The organism is Proteus sp. TJ1640, assembly GCF_003144445.1.
In the GTDB taxonomy this organism is placed as follows: Bacteria; Pseudomonadota; Gammaproteobacteria; order Enterobacterales; family Enterobacteriaceae; genus Proteus; species Proteus penneri.
Genome location: NZ_PENY01000027.1, coordinates 406,618 through 423,666, shown reverse-complemented (window position 1 = coordinate 423,666; position 17,049 = coordinate 406,618). Strand labels below are relative to the sequence as shown.

19 protein-coding genes are annotated in these 17,049 nt (G+C 34.7%); 12 read left to right on the top strand and 7 right to left on the bottom strand.

Annotated elements, in window-relative coordinates; genetic code table 11:
* Positions 1 to 2: 2 nt before the first annotated feature.
* The 5 genes from DK861_RS14315 to DK861_RS14295 all read left to right on the top strand — a co-directional run bounded on the left by DK861_RS14315 (position 3) and on the right by DK861_RS14295 (position 3,046).
* Positions 3 to 431 carry a universal stress protein gene (locus DK861_RS14315; protein ID WP_006536486.1) on the top strand — a complete coding sequence of 143 codons (429 nt, stop codon included), beginning with the start codon at positions 3 to 5 and terminating at the stop codon, positions 429 to 431.
* Between the two features lie 118 nt (positions 432 to 549).
* Positions 550 to 888 (top strand): hypothetical protein, encoded by a 339-nt coding sequence (locus DK861_RS14310; protein WP_072064066.1) that lies wholly within the window; start codon positions 550 to 552, stop codon positions 886 to 888.
* Positions 889 to 954: 66 nt separating this feature from the next.
* Complete coding sequence (locus tag DK861_RS14305; protein WP_109400550.1) at positions 955 to 1,392, top strand: universal stress protein; 438 nt, start codon at positions 955 to 957, stop codon at positions 1,390 to 1,392.
* 386 nt (positions 1,393 to 1,778) lie between these two features.
* Entirely contained in the window at positions 1,779 to 2,582 is an 804-nt protein-coding gene (locus tag DK861_RS14300) for a threonine/serine exporter ThrE family protein (RefSeq protein ID WP_109400549.1), read from the top strand.
* The gene (locus DK861_RS14295; RefSeq protein ID WP_109400548.1) at positions 2,573 to 3,046 is read left to right on the top strand and encodes a threonine/serine exporter; all 474 of its coding nucleotides are present in this window, start codon (positions 2,573 to 2,575) and stop codon (positions 3,044 to 3,046) included. Before DK861_RS14300 ends, DK861_RS14295 begins: the two co-directional genes overlap by 10 nt.
* Before the next feature lie 4 nt (positions 3,047 to 3,050).
* Here DK861_RS14295 and DK861_RS14290 read toward each other — a convergent pair whose 3' ends face one another.
* A complete protein-coding gene (locus tag DK861_RS14290; RefSeq protein WP_069369016.1) occupies positions 3,051 to 3,233 on the bottom strand; it encodes a hypothetical protein in 183 nt (60 codons plus the stop codon).
* Between the two features lie 253 nt (positions 3,234 to 3,486).
* Here DK861_RS14290 and DK861_RS14285 point away from each other — a divergent pair, with 253 nt between their 5' ends.
* Positions 3,487 to 4,464, top strand: coding sequence for an endonuclease (locus tag DK861_RS14285; RefSeq protein ID WP_109400547.1), 978 nt, complete (start codon positions 3,487 to 3,489; stop codon positions 4,462 to 4,464).
* A gap of 5 nt (positions 4,465 to 4,469) precedes the next feature.
* Here DK861_RS14285 and DK861_RS14280 read toward each other — a convergent pair whose 3' ends face one another.
* Positions 4,470 to 4,913 (bottom strand): isoprenylcysteine carboxylmethyltransferase family protein, encoded by a 444-nt coding sequence (locus DK861_RS14280; protein ID WP_072064063.1) that lies wholly within the window; start codon positions 4,911 to 4,913, stop codon positions 4,470 to 4,472.
* 351 nt (positions 4,914 to 5,264) lie between these two features.
* Here DK861_RS14280 and phoH point away from each other — a divergent pair, with 351 nt between their 5' ends.
* From phoH to DK861_RS14250, 6 genes are all read left to right on the top strand, one after another.
* Positions 5,265 to 6,050: a phosphate starvation-inducible protein PhoH gene (gene phoH, locus DK861_RS14275; protein ID WP_006536497.1), complete on the top strand. Its 786-nt coding sequence runs from the start codon at positions 5,265 to 5,267 to the stop codon at positions 6,048 to 6,050.
* Between the two features lie 455 nt (positions 6,051 to 6,505).
* A complete protein-coding gene (locus DK861_RS14270; RefSeq protein ID WP_072064062.1) occupies positions 6,506 to 7,096 on the top strand; it encodes a fimbrial protein in 591 nt (196 codons plus the stop codon).
* A gap of 46 nt (positions 7,097 to 7,142) precedes the next feature.
* Complete coding sequence (locus DK861_RS14265; protein WP_109400546.1) at positions 7,143 to 7,835, top strand: molecular chaperone; 693 nt, start codon at positions 7,143 to 7,145, stop codon at positions 7,833 to 7,835.
* Between the two features lie 13 nt (positions 7,836 to 7,848).
* Entirely contained in the window at positions 7,849 to 10,359 is a 2,511-nt protein-coding gene (locus tag DK861_RS14260; protein WP_239452186.1) for a fimbria/pilus outer membrane usher protein, read from the top strand.
* Between the two features lie 11 nt (positions 10,360 to 10,370).
* The gene (locus DK861_RS14255) at positions 10,371 to 11,450 is read left to right on the top strand and encodes a fimbrial protein (RefSeq protein ID WP_109400545.1); all 1,080 of its coding nucleotides are present in this window, start codon (positions 10,371 to 10,373) and stop codon (positions 11,448 to 11,450) included.
* A 12-nt stretch (positions 11,451 to 11,462) separates the two neighbouring features.
* Complete coding sequence (locus DK861_RS14250) at positions 11,463 to 12,170, top strand: molecular chaperone (RefSeq protein ID WP_109400544.1); 708 nt, start codon at positions 11,463 to 11,465, stop codon at positions 12,168 to 12,170.
* Between the two features lie 86 nt (positions 12,171 to 12,256).
* On the opposite strand, the gene DK861_RS14245 is transcribed toward DK861_RS14250, so the two are convergent.
* From DK861_RS14245 to DK861_RS14225, 5 genes are all read right to left on the bottom strand, one after another.
* Complete coding sequence (locus tag DK861_RS14245; protein WP_109400543.1) at positions 12,257 to 13,102, bottom strand: siderophore-interacting protein; 846 nt, start codon at positions 13,100 to 13,102, stop codon at positions 12,257 to 12,259.
* A gap of 386 nt (positions 13,103 to 13,488) precedes the next feature.
* A complete protein-coding gene (locus DK861_RS14240) occupies positions 13,489 to 13,872 on the bottom strand; it encodes a DUF805 domain-containing protein (protein WP_006536506.1) in 384 nt (127 codons plus the stop codon).
* Between the two features lie 663 nt (positions 13,873 to 14,535).
* Positions 14,536 to 14,697: a DUF2474 domain-containing protein gene (locus DK861_RS14235; protein ID WP_006536508.1), complete on the bottom strand. Its 162-nt coding sequence runs from the start codon at positions 14,695 to 14,697 to the stop codon at positions 14,536 to 14,538.
* Complete coding sequence (cydB, locus tag DK861_RS14230) at positions 14,678 to 15,685, bottom strand: cytochrome d ubiquinol oxidase subunit II (protein WP_109400542.1); 1,008 nt, start codon at positions 15,683 to 15,685, stop codon at positions 14,678 to 14,680. The genes DK861_RS14235 and cydB overlap by 20 nt, the downstream gene beginning before the upstream one ends.
* Positions 15,675 to 17,009 carry a cytochrome ubiquinol oxidase subunit I gene (locus DK861_RS14225; RefSeq protein WP_109400541.1) on the bottom strand — a complete coding sequence of 445 codons (1,335 nt, stop codon included), beginning with the start codon at positions 17,007 to 17,009 and terminating at the stop codon, positions 15,675 to 15,677. The genes cydB and DK861_RS14225 overlap by 11 nt, the downstream gene beginning before the upstream one ends.
* Between the last annotated feature and the right edge of the window lie 40 nt (positions 17,010 to 17,049).

The window sequence follows — 17,049 nt, the reverse complement described above, 5'->3', positions numbered from 1 at the left end:
TTATGTATAAAACGATTTTAGTGCCTATTGATATTGTGGAAGAAGAGTTAACCAGTAAAGCGGTACGACATGCTGTGTATTTAGCAAAAGAAACAGGAGCTAATTTACATTTAATTCATGTTCTTCCTATCTCTTCAGCAATCATTAATGCTTATTCATTGGGTTATCCAGAAATCAAAGATAAAGCAACAGTAAAAGCAGAAAATGACATGCAAATATTGGTAGATTCGGTGGATTTGCCTGCTGAAAAGGTCGCTTATACGGTTACTTTTGGCTCGCCTCGTGATGAAATTTTAGTCACAGCAAAAGATATTCAAGCAGACTTAATTGTGATTGGCTCACGTAGACCTAATATTAGCACTCATTTATTAGGCTCTACAGCTGCGGGAGTTGTTCGCTATGCTGAAATTTCAGTTTTAGTTGTTCGTTAATATATTACTAATATGCTATGAGCATCCCTCATAGCATATTTTTTAGTTTTTTTGCGTAGCTTATCTTATTTATTTTATCAGCAGTTTATTGAATAAACAGTCTAGAAAGTGGATAAGAATGGAAAAATTTACCGAAGAACTTTTAAGGCTCGATCATTTTATTCTACGCATCTTACGCTATTATGTAATAGGCTCTATTTTCTTTTTTTTAGGATTATTACCAGGCGTATTAGGATTTTATTTAATTGAAGGGCATACCTTTATGGAATCTTCATTAAATGCAATCTCTATGTTAAGTGGTCAACCCGTAGAGCCAGCACCTGCAACCCCAACAGGACGCTTTTTTATTGCAATCTATGGTTTATTTCTTCAGTGTGTTTTTATTTTATCAATTGGGCTTGTAGTGACGCCTTTTATTCATCGACAATTGCATAAATGGCATCTTGAAGAAGATTAAATAAGCAAGCTGAGGGTTTAACGCTACAATAATAAACAGACAATAATCTGATAATGAGGAGTTGCTATGTACAAGACAATTCTAGTACCTGTTGATATTTCAGAAGATGAGTTAACGACTAAAGCCTTACAACATGCTGTTTATATTGCCAAATTAGAAGGTGCGAAACTGCATCTTTTCCATGCTATTCCTGATATTTCACGTTTCTCTATTAGTTATAGTTACCATTATGACATGCTCAGTTCTTTTGCAAATAAAGCACTTGAGCGAGTACAAGAACAACTGCAGGAATTAGCTAATAGTATTGATTTACCAAATGAACAAGTTGAATTTTCAGCTGTATTTGGTTCTGCAAGAGATAAGGTTTTAGAACTCGCTGAAAAAATTCATGCTGATTTGATTGTAATAGGCTCTCGTCGGCCAAGTATTTCAACACACCTATTGGGATCGAATGCATCAGGTATTGTCGCTTATGCTAAACAATCCGTGTTAGTTGTTCGCTAATATTTTTATAAAATTAGAAATTAGTACGCAACCCCTAAATCCCTATTTAGGGGTTTTTATTTTTGCATACAAGCATGGTTAATTTTAGATTGATTTGTGAATGTAATTGCTTAAGTTAGTTTATAAAGCACTTTGTATGAGTGTTTTTTATTAAACCAGTAATAGCTATTTGATTGAGCAAGTTAAAAATAAGAGAAGGTATTTTATCATTACACCGTACTTCTTATGTCAATATTTATAACCATCTATCTATAAAATTGATCTGCTTACTGCCTAAAATATTTTATTTGTTCATAATAGTAGTGAAAGATGATAGAGCGAGGAGCGGGCTATGCGATAAAGTTTATAGTCGTAATAGCTCGTTTTGATTAAAACTAAGGCATAGTATGGATAATGAGATAATGGCGGAGTGCACTGCCATTTCACAAGATAAACAGCGTGAAATTACTAAGTTATGTATTCAAACTGCGCTGTTGCTATTGCAACATGGTGCAGAAAGTATGTTGGTTGAACAGCTTTCAACTCGTCTAGGTTTAGCTTTAGGTGTACATCAAGTCGAAAGTGCAATTTCTGCTAATGCGGTTGTATTAACCACTATTGTTAACGGGCATTGCCAAACTTCAACACGAAAGATAGTCGACCGTGGCATTAATATGCATGTTGTGACAGAAGTTCAGCATATTGTTATTTTGGTCGAACATCACCTAGCAGATATTTATGAAGCAAGAAAACGATTTGAGCATATAAAACCATTACGTTATCCACGTTGGGCGATTATTTTTATGATTGCCTTATCATGTGGTTGTTTCTCTAAACTAAATGGTGGAAATTGGGATGGCTTTTTAGTTTCTGCTATTGGCGGTGGCCTTGGTATGTTTGTCCGCCAAGTATTAACACATCGTCAAATGAATCCATTAATTAATTTCTGTATTACGGCATTTGTAGCGACTTCAGTCTCAGGTCTATTATTAAAACTCTCTTATTTTCAAACTACGGCGACTATTTCAATGGCTGCCAGCGTCTTATTATTAGTTCCCGGATTTCCTTTAATTAATGCTGTTGCTGATATGTTTAAAGGGTACGTTAATACTGGCTTAGCGCGTTGGGCAATGGCAACAATGTTAACATTGGCAACCTGTTTAGGCGTTATTTTAGCTATGGCAGTATGGGGGTTAAGAGATTGGGCATAATAACGATAATCCTTACCTTGATTGAAGATATGGTTTTAGCAGCTATTCCTGCTGTGGGTTTTGCGATGGTATTTAATGTGCCTATAAGAGCATTAAAATATTGTGCACTATTAGGAGCAATAGGCCATGGCTCTCGTACTATATTAGTAATGAGTGGTATGAATATTGAATGGGCAAGTTTTTGTGCTGCTATTTTAGTGGGGTGCATTGGTATTCAGTGGTCACGCTGGTGGCTTGCACATCCTAAAGTCTTTACTGTTGCCGCTGTTATTCCGATGTTTCCCGGAATAAATGCATATATAGCGATGATCTCAGTGGTGAAGTTAACGCAAATTGGTTATAGCGCAGAAATTTTTGAAGCTTTAGTTACTAATTTCCTTAAAGCTTCATTTATTGTCGGTGCGCTTTCTATCGGGCTATCTTTGCCGGGATTATGGTTATATCGCAAGCGTCCGAGTGTATAATGACTTATATTGCGTGTTGCAGAGAGTTTAATGTAATATCCAATTCATTTTTATCGGAAATAATAATTTGAATTCGTAATTTATTTTCAGATTCTAAACTGGCATGTGCTTTAACATCTTCGTTATTCGCATGCTTTTTTGTTATTTCGACTAATTCATCCATCAAATTCAGCATATTCTCATTCATTTTTAAGTTTCTCCAAATCATTGATGGATTAAACCATAGCAAATCCCTTTTACGTTAATGTCGAGAATAACGGCTTTTTCTATCACCATTCACGCTTATTGTTTTATTTTTTATATAAAAAATAGCAAGAAAGATTGCCAAAAATAAATAAAAAAAAGGTAAGATTAGGCGAAATAAAAATAAGATTATCAGTTGGTTATTAAAGATAATTCTTATTGGGTTTAATAAAACAAAGAGTAAGGCAGATACCACTTTGAGAAAAATATTACACTATACCGCGATTGTGTTGGGTTTGTTTTTTATTACGCTAAATATTCAAGCACAGGCACCTGAAAATTTTACAAAAGCGAAAGAGATAGCAAAAGAACGTATTTATTATGATCAAAATCAAAAGTCACAAGGTACTATTTATTGTGGTTGTGATTGGAAATGGGTAGGTAAATCTGGAGGGCGTGTTGATTTAGCCAGTTGTGGCTATAAAGTCAGAACCCAGCAAACAAGAGCAGAACGTATAGAGTGGGAGCACATTGTACCTGCATGGGTTTTTGGTCATCAACGTCAATGTTGGCAAAATGGAGGCCGAACTAATTGTGTGAAAAACGATCCTATATTTGGCAAGATTGAAGCAGATTTACACAATTTGTCGCCATCTATTGGTGAAGTTAATGGTGATCGTAGCAATTTTAGTTTTGGGCAATTACCTGTACAAGCACCTTACCATTATGGTCAATGCCGTAGTCGCGTTGATTTTCCTTCACGAACCTTTGAACCTCGTAATGAAGTTAAAGGCCAAGTAGCAAGGGTTTATTTCTACTTACATGATCGCTATAACCTTTCTATGTCACGTCAGCAACAACAGTTATTAATGGCTTGGGATAAAGCTTATCCACCAACAGCATGGGAAAAAGAGCGTGATAATCGTATTGCTCGTATTGTTGGATATCATAATCCCTTTGTGACAGGTGAAATGAAATGGCAATTAGGGCATAAAAATAGTGGCGTCGGATTAGTTGCAACAAATAGCACGCAGACCACTAAAATTGAAACATCTAAACAAGTAAATGCATCACAATTTGAAGGTATTAAAGGTAATATAAATAGCAAGATCTACCATTTTGCACATTGCTCCGGTTATAAAACAATGTCAGATAAAAATGCGGTTTTGTTTAAAACGGAGAGTGAAGCAATTAAGGCTGGTTACCGTTTAGCTAATAACTGTAAACAACCCTAATCGTATTACATCCAACGACGAACGTGGCGACAATATTGTTGCCACGCTTGCGGAAATAACTCACTTAAGATTTTCTCTTCACGTACTATCGTATAGCGATCAGTAATAAAGTAAAACGCAATTGCTGCACCCAAAAATCCCCAATTACCAAAAATAAAAAACAACCCAATACTAATGTCTAAAAAGCCGAGATACATAGGATTGCGACTTATTTTATAAGGACCACTTGTTATTAATTGTCGGGGTGTGTGATTGGGATTAGGAGACGTTTTTTGTTTAATAAAAAATGAAAGACAATAAAAAAGCCAGATCCCAGAAGTCGTAATGGTGAGTAAACCGAGGTAAAAAAAGAAGCCCATTTTGAGAGAGCCAGAGTGAAGTTCAAAACCAATAAATGGAATTAGGTTAAGTAGTAACCAATAAATAAAAGGTAATCGCAAGAAATTCATTTACTCCCCCCTAAAATAACACTTATTGTTATTTTTATGTTAAGTTCATCTCGTTATAAATCATCTTAGTATTGAAAATATTTTTCTTTTGTCATTATACTGTCATAAAGCTTCGTTAATTTTCACTCTAACTCCATGATGGGGAATATGAATGACAGAAGCAATGGAAATATCTCGTTACTCACAGAAAACCGGCAACAACCGTTCATTGATGTTTAATGTTCAGGATTGTGACCGGTTTTTTTGTTTTCTGCGACTAGACAGAGTCTGAAGGGGACTCATCGGTAAGTGAATGGAATACAAACAGAGATGTCGATGACTTTTTGAAGACTAACAAGGGTAAATACCACTATGAGTAGACAAAAAGCAGCAACACGTTTACGCCGAGAAAATAAACGCACTTCACGTAAAGAACAACGTAATGGGGCATACCGAGATAATGTTATGGTTTTACCGGGATTTGGAGATATTGATACTATTGGCATGGCGAGAGAAAAACGTGATGAACGTGTGTTATCTCCTCGCAATGAAGTGCAGCGCCAATATATGAATGCAATAAAGCATCAGAATCTTATTTTTGCTACAGGGGAAGCCGGCTGTGGTAAAACGTTCCTCAGTGCTGCAATGGCTGCCGATGCTTTAATTCATAAAGAAATAGAACGTATCATTGTTACTCGACCTGTGTTGCAGGCTGATGAAGATCTCGGTTTCTTGCCTGGTGATATTGCTGAAAAGTTTGCACCCTATTTTCGTCCTGTCTACGACGTATTAGTGAAACGTTTAGGCGCTTCATTCTTACAATATTGTTTACGTCCTGAAATTGGAAAAGTTGAAATTGCACCTTTTGCTTATATGCGAGGCCGTACTTTTGAAAATGCATTTGTTATTTTAGATGAAGCACAGAATGTTACTGTGAATCAAATGAAGCTATTCTTAACTAGAATGGGTGAAAATGTCACTGTTGTGGTCAATGGAGATATTACACAGTGTGATTTACCTTCTGGTGTATCGTCTGGATTAGCGGATGCTCTTATTCGATTTGAGGCTAATAGTCGAGTAGGTGTGATTAAATTTATGCAAGAAGATTGTGTACGTTCTACATTATGCCAGCATGTATTAGCTGCTTATAATAATTAAATAGAACAGAAGAAATTTTATATTGAGTGAAAAAGACCACATTAATATGTGGTCTTTTTTATTGATTTTTTAGATTTTATTTTTATCTATTTTTTATTAACCAAGGAATAATTAATTCAAATAAATAATTCCAATGATGTTTTTTAGTATTTTTTTAGATTTGTTATTAATAAATTAACTGTTATTGTTTTTATATTTATTGTTTTTTGTGTTTATTATCTATGAATTTTGCAATGAAATTAAATTTTAATGTTTTATATGTTTGTAAAGAGTGGTTGCTAATTATATTTGACTTAAATCACAGTTTTTAAAAAATAAAAAATTTTATTTGTTGAGTTTTTAAAGTATGGCTAATATCAAATTGACTAGGGTATCCTTTCACACCTTTAGTTAATGATGGCAATAATAGAATCTTATTTTTGCTAATTAAATATTTATCTATTCTGGAGTTATATATGTTTAAAAATAAACTCCCACTGTCATTATTATCAGTGGCTATATTGTCGTCGTCGGCATTTGCTGCAACAAATAGCGCAGGGGGAATAATATCTTTCTCTGGTGCTATTAGTGATACCACTTGTACTATTAATGGAGGAAATAGTGCGGACTTTTCTATTCTATTAGATCCTATTACCGTAACGGATGCAGGAACAACAGCAAATACTGTTATTGCCAAAAATCAAAAAGAGTTTGCTTTGACATTCTCTGATTGCGCTCCAGCATCTACACCAAGTGGCAGTAATTTAAAGATACATTTCTCATCTGCAAATACTATTTCAACAAGTGGATTATATTTAGTTAATGATACTGCGAATGAAAATGATCCATTAGTTGCAAAGAATGTTGGCTTTAGTTTATCAACACCTGCTGCGCCAACAGTTGCTATACCTCTAAATGCAACTTTTGATACAGGTATTAAAGGCGATAAAACAGCGCCAGATTCAGATACTCTACGCTTAATTGCCAGTTACTATAAAACAAATGCAACAGCAGCTAAAACAGGACCCGTACACTCTAACGTTATTTATACAGTATCTTATTTATAATATAAAAAGCCAGACTCAATGGGTCTGGCTTTTTTGGGTGCTTATAATGAAAAAATTAATATTACTTTTAATTATCTTGATATTACCTTCAGCCGTATTAGCAAACATTATTATTAATGGTACCCGTGTTCTTTACTATGAAGGTGTTGATAGTGTTAATATCGAATTGACAAATAATGGTAATTTAGCTTCTTTGGTACAAAGTTGGATTGATGATGGAGATATAAACTCAACGCCTGAAGATGCGAACTCTCCTTTTTATTTATATCCACCGATTGTAAAAATTGCAGGAATGCAAGGGCAAACATTAAGAATAAAAAATTCCGATAAGATACCATCGGAAAATCTTGAAAAAGTATATTATTTAAATGTATTAGATATTCCAGAAAATGTGGAAGCATTAAAAGGAAAGAGTTATCTTCAATTAGCAATGAAAACAAGAATTAAAGTTTTTTATCGCCCCAAAGGACTTACTGATAACCCAGAGACTGTTAATGAAAAAATTACTTACCAATTAAATGGCAATAAAGTTCTAGTAAAAAATAACTCACAGTATCATTTCACAATAGCATCTATTTCTACACAAGAAACACCTCGTATTACGCTTGTTGATTCTGAAATGATCCCTCCGTTATCTTCTCGTGAGTTACCATTAATTAATACATTAAAAAGTAATTCCGTTGTTGTTATTTATGTTGATGATTTTGGTGTTTATAAATCACAAAATATTAAACTCTAATCGAGATAACATCGTGAATAATCCAAGATATCTCTCAATCCTTATTTTTTTAGGAATACAACATTACACTCAAAATCTGTACGCAGAGGGATTTGATACATCTTTGCTTGTTGGGAATTCAAAGAATGGAGATATTTCACGATTTTATATCGACGATAAAATCCCTGAAGGAAAACAACTTGTTGATGTTTATGTTAATCAAGAATGGAAAGGGCAATTTGAAATAAATGTAACGGGTGAACATGCAGAGGTTAGTTTTGAGCCAGTAGATGTAAATAAACTGGGCTTAAATTTATCTTTATCCGCAAAACAAAAACTTGTGCAACAAAAAACAATATTATCAAATGAATTGGCAAAAGGTGTGACATCGGTATTAGATATAAATAAATTGAGACTTGATATTAATGCTCCCCAAATTTCGGTGAAAAAATCAGAAGTCGGGTATGTTGATCCGAGTTATTGGCAACAAGGTATTTCTGCACTGATTTTGTCTTATAATTTAAATTACTATAACTATAAAGAAAAAAAAGGAAATAAAAGCAATAACGAAAATTTTTTTGCCAATATTCATTCAGGTATTAATTTAGGTGCGTGGCAGTTTAGAGATGAATCTAACTACTCTTATTATTCTCATGGTAACAGCCAATGGAAAAACAATACACGCTATGTTTATAAGGCGTTTAGTCAGATAACTTCGGGATTAACAATTGGTGATTTTTATACACCAGCAACACTTTTTACCAGTATTGCATTTAGAGGAGCATCGTTAGCAACAGAAATGGGAATGCTACCTAACTCAAGTCAAGGTTTTGCTCCAATTATTCGAGGTGTTGCACAAACAAACGCATTAGTTAGTGTTTATCAAAATGAAAATCTAGTTTTTCAAGAAAATGTACCTCCTGGGGAGTTTTCTTTTCGAGATATTCAACCCACAGCCGGTGGTGGTGATCTATTAGTGGTTGTTCAAGAAGCTGATGGTAGAAGAGAGTCATTTACGGTGCCATTTTCAGCCGTGCCCGACATGCTAAAAGAAGGTGTATATCGCTATAACGTGATACTGGGGGAATCACGGATTAATAATACTGATTACCGACCTAAATTTGCACAAGGTGAGTTTCATTATGGCTTAAGTAACCTTGTTACACTTTATGCTGGAGGCATTGCCAGTGAAGATTATTACTCTGCATTGATAGGAAGTGGCTGGAATTTTAGATTTGGGGCAATTTCAGCAGATATAACACATGCAAGTGCAGATTTACAGACGGGTAAAAAAACCGGACAAAGCTTTCGTCTCGCTTATAGTAAATATATGGATGCAACATTAACCAATTTAACATTGGCTGCTTATCGTTATTCTACTCGTGATTATTATAGCTTTGTAGATTCAATTTATGCCCATGACAACTATAAAGCTTGGAAAGATTATCAAAATGATATTGCTCAACAACAAAATAATAATGCAATATCTGATCTTGATTTATCAACGTTTGATGCACTACGAGGTTCTAGAGCAAAAAATACCTTTACTATAAATCTTAATCAATATTTGGGTGGACAACGTGGTGTTATTTTTCTTTCAGGGACACATCGAAACTATTGGAATACAGATGAGAGTAATCGCGAGTATCAGTTAGGCTATTCAAATAATTATAAGGATATTGCGTATAATCTTTCTGTCTCAAAGTTAAGAAATTACGATAATAAAGACGAGACTCGTTATTATTTTAATATTAGTGTGCCGATTTCATTTTTTGATAAAAGAGCCAATATTAATACTTCAATTTATGCGGCTGATTCACGTTACCAGCAATCTACAATTAGTATGAGTGGAACAGCAGGTAAAGATGACCTAGTTAATTATACTTTAACAGGTTCAAATCAAACGGGTGGAAATAATTTAGTCGGTGCAAATGTCAGTTATCGTCATCCATATAGCACATTATCTGCATCTTATACGGAAGCAAATAATTATCGCCAGGGGGGATTAGGTGCTCGAGGAACAGTTGTTGCCGTACCTAATCATATTGTTTTTTCAGGTAATACAGGGAATACCTATACTCTTATCGAAGCACCTATGGCCAATAATATGATGGTTAATGGAAATAAAGCCACATTAACCAATAATCAAGGAATAGTATTAGTGCCTAATAGTATCCCTTATCGTACAAATAATTATACTTTGACAAATACCGAAATGCCTTCAAATGCCGAGCTTGTTGGAAATACAACTCAGGTGGCTCCGTATTTAGGCGCAGTTAATTACCTCACATTAACAACGGATAAACGTAAGACATTTATTATTAAAGCATCTTTAGAAAATAATGAAAGTTTACCTTTCGGTACGGAAGTTTTAAATAGTAAAAAAGAGAGTATTGGTTATGTCGGACAATCAAGTGTGCTTTATTTAAAAAGTGATGAGTTACCTTCTTCACTCTTTATCAAATTAAATAAAGCTGAAAAGATGGAATGTGTTGTGGAGCATTTAATAAATACGATGGATAAAAATAGTAATATTTGTCGATAAAGGAAAGCGCTATGAAATCACCAGCTTTTATATTTATAATTTTATTAGGTGCGATAAGCCAACAGGCAATTGCTAATTGTAAACCTGAGGAAACTATTACGGCACCCAATATTAACTTTGATTTATCTGCAGATTTAAATGCAGCTTCAACAACTGTAACAAAAACGAGTAGAACAACATTTCCGGGTACCTTTAAATGTAATGCAAGAGGGGTATTATTTCCTAATACTGTGGGTATTGCCTCACCTTTTAATGATGGTCGAACGGGAACAATTGGTTTTAATGGTGGGAAGCAGTTTGTCTCTATTACATTAACGGCATTAGAAAAAGATAATGTAACGAATATTTCAGCGGGAACACACCCTGCATCAGATTTAGATACTAATTTCACCTTAAAATTTACGTTATTGAGTAGTAAACCCTCGACCAATTATAAAGAGGTGAGTGGAAATACAGCGGTTGTTAATCCTGTTATTTTAGCGTCAGATGCATCGAGTGTTGGGTTAGTTCAGTGGTTACTTAATATTGTTATTAAACTTGTGCAATTCTTATTAACGTGGCAATGGCCAGTTGATCAAAATGATATTTTCTTACAACCAATGCTAATTACTTATAATCCTGTCATGACAACCTGTAATTTTTCTAATGCGGGTTTAGTTGTTTCATTGCCATTAATCAGTGTAAAAGATGCAAAAACGGTAGATAAAGCAGGATACACGCCTTTTACATTAAATTTTACGTGCCAAGACTTTTTAAGTGGTTCAAAAGCGTCTAGAAATATTAAGATGTTTTTATCGAGCCAAAATTTATTGGCGACAGACAAAACTATATTAACTAATACAACAGCGCAAGGTGCGGGGGGGATCGGATTCCGTGTAGTAAAAAGTGATAATATCAATAGCCCCGTTATTTTTTCTGACAATATTAATTCTCAAGGCAGTGCGACCAGTATTTTCAGTGTTAATCAAGGTGGCAACTTATCCTCTGCATTTTCGATAAATATGGGGGCTTATTATTATCCTTATAGTGTTAATTCAGTTACTCAAGGGAAAATAACAAGCACTGCGACATTAGTGATGTCTTATGACTAAAGAGTGTATCTAATGAAAAAAATAATAAATGTTAGTTTTATTTTATTATTTACGCTTATAACATCCATAGCAAAGGCAAGTGTGGTACTTGAGCGTACACGTTTAATTTTCCCCATGGACAAATCAACACTATCATTGCAAATTTTTAATCGCAGTGAACAGCCAACATTAGTTCAATCTTGGATAGATGATGGTGATATTTCATCAACGCCTGAGACGACAACAGCACCTTTTATTGTAATTCCTCCTATAATGAAAGTCTCTGCTAATGGGGGAGCACAATTAAAAATACAACAATTAGAAAATAAATTGCCTCAAGATAGAGAATCTATTTTTTATCTTAATGTGCTTGATATTCCACCTAGACCTAACAGCAGCGAAAATGTCAATACGTTACAATTAGCATTACAAACTCGCATCAAGCTTTTCTATCGTCCTAAACAACTTGAATTAACCAGTAGCACTATTTTTAAACAGATTGAAATTATAAAGAAACAGCAGAATTTAGAGATTAATAATCCTTCAGCATATTTTTTTACGATTTCAAAAATGTATACACAAGAGAATATAGAGCAATCTTTAATTGAGCCCACCATGATAGCGCCTTTCTCAAAACAGGAAGTTGAATATAAAGGACGAATTAATACTAACCAAGTTATTACAGTCATCTATATAGATGATGATGGAAATTATCAGCAAGATAAGAAGAATATACATTAGTTATATTTTATAATAAAAAAGACTGCATATTACTGAAGAAGTTAATATGCAGTCCGTACAGCCAACGCTTAGTCTTTAATTATCGCTTAGCTTACGTCTTCGTTATCCATAACATGGTGACGTTCAGCGTGATAGCCTTCTTCGTCATAACCAAAACGCCAATAAGGAATAGCATAAATTAAGCTGCGATCGAAACCGTTATCACGGCGAATATGACGTCTTAATGCACGAATGATTTTGTCTTCACCAGCAATCCAAAATGCCACATCTTCAGTTGGTAATTTCCACGACGTAAATTCATTAATCAAGTTTTGAGTTTGTTCTTCAACAGAACCGATTAACCAGATTATCTCTAAGCCTTTAGGACGTTTAATTTCTTGGCGATGCGCTTCGTCCTCTACTCGTATAATGACTTTTCCTTGAACATTAGGTTGCATGGTTTCTATTAAAGCCATTAAAGCAGGTAATGAACTTGGATCAGCTGCCATATAGTAATGCGACGCTGGTGCTAATAAAGGAGCAGGTCCACCCGGATTAGTGATCCCAATATAGTCTCCTTGCTTAGCATTTAGTGCAAAATGAATAGCAGGGCCAGCATCGTCATGTATTGCAAATTCAATATCTAACTCTTTTTGTTCGGGGCGAATAGCACGAACACTGTAAGTACGTACAATCGATTTTGGTTCGCCTTCAGGCCATGTAGGGCCTTTCTCAGAAAAGCCTGGTACTGTTGGTTTAACTTGGCCTTCTAAAGGTAAGAATATTTTTAAATGTGCCCCCGCAGTATCTGCTGGGTAAGTATCTAAATCATCACTCGTAAAGGTGATACAGCGCATTCCTGGTGTAACATCAGTAATATGTTTTACTTGAACTAGGCGAGGAGGAGCGGGTTTATAAATGTTTTTTTCTTGAGATATTTTTGGGTTACTCACTTTTTTTTACCTGACTCATTTAATTTTTTATTGATGTAGATATTATCATTTTCAATTAATAATGATAGTCATTATCAATATTAATATTGATTTAGTAAAGGAATGCGTATTTTTTATTTATATAGTGTGATTAGGTTCAAATTAAAAATAAGAAGATAATAATCAATGTGATAAGTATGATTTGATAACGTTGAGGCATTAGCTAAAGAAGTTAAAGGTAAATAAAAATACGAAGCGCAATGTGGGATAAGATGAGTTGGTGTTATTTTCTTTAAAGAAAAGATGTTTTCAGATGGTCGTAATAAAGGCAGGAGAATAAATGAATACAGTGAGTAAACTTATTAGTAGGCACACTCACTGTATTGTTATATTAATTTAGTAATAGATTAAGCTTTAGGATCTGGGCCGAATCGGTTGTCACCTTTAGTACCTTCAAGGCACATAAAGACAAAAACAATTAATCCACCAACAGCAGGAATAAATGCAAGTAAGAACATCCAACCTGATTTATCTTGGTCGTGGAAACGACGAATAGTTACGGCAAGGCTAGGGATGATAATAGCTAAAGAGTAAATACCTAAAATGATACCAACAATTGAACCTAACCCACTCATTTCACCCGTATTCATGTCTATTGATGAAATCACAATAGCATATAGGATGGTAATAATAATGGTATTTACTAGAGTAAACATCCAATATTCTTTTCTACGAGCACGTCCTGAAAAGTTAGCATAATTATTTTTAATGACTTCCAAATACCAATTCATGATTTCATCCTTAATTTAGTAGCAACAATGAGTAAGCCTAGTGTAAGTGATCTTTCTTAGCAATTAAGATAAATCTAAATTATCAAAATATGTATTTTGAACAGAGATCATCTATTATCCACCCTTTTTAATAGGGAGTGGATTTAATTTTTGAATTAGTCATAAGGTATATCTAAATGACACATTTTTTGTGCCTTTATAGAATAATACAGATATGAACCTGCTAGGCGGCGATATCATAATTACTTTGAAAACTTAATTCAACATTCATTCCCGCTTATTTTTAGAAAAGATAGTTTTTACAGGATTTTCTATATTTTTATTTATCGAAAATGAATACATAAAAAAGATTTTATCTCTTATTATTAATCAAAAATGATGTAATTAAAGTGATTTTATCAAATAATTTGATTTAAATTTAGTTAATTATGGATAAATGAAAATATTTACTTTTGTGCCTTATTTTTATAACAAAAAACTTTATATAAAATAAGTTATTAAAAGATATTTAATAAGAATAGGTTAAGTTTTAATGACATGAAAGAGCAATCCACTATCTTAAATAAAGATAAAAGGGCCGAAGATAATTTCAGCCCTTTCTTTAATTTTATTTTATAGTTTACCGTATTCGGTGTTAATTATATGGCTGTATATACTTTACTTTTATTTGACTTTCATTCCGGCTAACGTCATTAAAAAGCGAAAGAGGGAAGAAACCGTGAATAAGGCTAAAACACTACAAAACCAAATAGTAATTAACCATCCCCATTTTTTTAATAATGAGGGTTTACTTTGTATTTGTGGATCAGTGATAACCTTCTTCATAATTTGTTTTTCCTCTGAAAACGTAATAACTCCAGAATGTGTAAACGAGAATAATAGGGATGATAAACAGCGCGCCAACTAACATAAATCCTTGGCTTTCTGGTGGAGCCGATGCATCTACAAAACTAATTGCAGGTGGAATAATGTTAGGCCAAATGCTTATCCCTAACCCAGCAAAACCCAAGAAAATTAAAGCGAGCGCGCCAAAAAAAGGAAGGTAATGCCCTTGTCTTTTCACTGAGCGCAAAATTAACCAAGTACTGTACAACACTAAAAGAGGAACGGGTAAAAAGAAGAAAAGGTTAGGCAATGTGAACCAACGTTCAGCAATTGCAGGTTGCGCTAATGGTGTCCATACACTGACGACCACAATAATGGCAAGCATAATGAGAGCAAGAGGTTTAGCAACCTTATATAGATTTTGTTGTAAATGATCTTCGGTTTTCATAATCAACCAGCCACATCCTAATAAGGAGTAGGCGACAACTAAACCAAAACCACAGAAAAGTGCAAAAGGCGACAGCCAATCAAAATAGCTACCTGCAAAGGCGCGATTAACAACCGGTAGACCTTGAACAACGCTACCAACGACAACACCTTGCATAAAGGTGGCTAAGATAGAGCCAAAGATAAATGATTTATCCCAAAAACCTTTGTGATTATTATCGGCTTTAAAACGAAATTCAAAGGCAACACCACGGAAAATTAGTGCGACAAGCATTAATGTTAAAGGCATTGCCAAAGCATCAAGAATAACCGCATAAGCTAATGGGAAGGCGCCAAATAATGCAGCTCCTCCTAGAACTAACCATGTTTCGTTACCATCCCATACAGGGGCAACAGTATTCATCATTACGTCACGATCTTGGTCACTTTTAATCAATGGATAAAGCATACCGATACCAAGATCGAAACCATCCATCACGATATACATTAGCGTACTAAATACAATAATGATGAACCAAATAACTGGTAAATCAATTCCCATGATGAACCTCCGGTGTACCTTTGCGGATCAGTTTTAACATATAGGCATATCCAACACCGAATACAGAGCTATAAACGACTAAGAAGATCAGCAGGCTTATACTCATATGCATTTCACCATGTGCAGATACAGCATCTCGTGTTCGCTGTATGCCATAAACAACCCAAGGTTGACGACCTACTTCCGTTGTAAACCAACCAGCAAGAATAGCGATAAGTCCCGAAGGCGCCATTAAAAACGTTAAGCGTAAGAAGGTCTTAGATTCATAAAGTTTCTTTTTATATCGCAGCCAAGTTCCCCAAACACCGACGAAAATCATTAATATGCCAAGGCCAACCATAATGCGGAAAGACCAGAAAACGATAAGTGAGTTAGGTCGATCTTCTTTAGGAAACTCTTTTAATGCTGGAACTTGTTTCTCTAAGCTATGAGTTAAGATCATGCTACCAAGATAAGGAATTTCTATTTTATATTTCGTTTCTTCGGCATCCATATCAGGTACACCAAAGAGAATTAACGGTGTCGCTTCTCCTGGTTCATTCTTCCAATGACCTTCAATAGCGGCAATTTTAGCGGGCTGATGTTTTAAGGTGTTTAAACCATGAACATCACCAATGAGTGCTTGAATTGGTGCTAAAATTAAAATCATCCATAAAGACATTGAAAGCATCTTTTTCATGGCTGATGTTTTATGGCCTTTGAGTAGATGCCATGAGGCAGATGCCGCAATAAAGAAGGCAGAGGCAAGGAAAGCGGCAACACCCATATGAGCAAGACGATAAGGGAACGATGGATTGAAAATAACGGCGATCCAATCTACTGGAACGACTTGGTTATTTATAATTTCAAACCCTTGCGGTGTTTGCATCCAGCTATTTGAAGCCAAGATCCAAAACGTAGACATTAATGTGCCTAATGCCACCATACAGGTTGCGAAAAAGTGAAGTTTTTCACCTACTTTATTCCAACCAAACAGCATCACGCCTAAGAAACCTGCTTCTAAGAAGAAAGCGGTAAGTACTTCATAAGTAAGTAGAGGGCCTGTAATTGACCCCGCAAAATCAGAGAAAAAACTCCAGTTGGTTCCAAATTGATAGGCCATGACCAAACCAGAGACAACGCCCATCGCAAAGTTAACAGCGAATATTTTTGACCAAAAATGAAATAGCGCTAAATAATCCTTATTGCGCGTTTTTAACCATAAACCTTCCAGTACGGCTAAAAAACTAGCCAGTCCGATAGTAATTGCGGGGAAGATAATATGAAAAGAAACTGTGAACGCAAACTGGATACGCGCCAAATCAAAGGCACTTAACCCAAGCATAAAAACCTCGTTTTATTGATATAAAAATGTAAATCGCAGG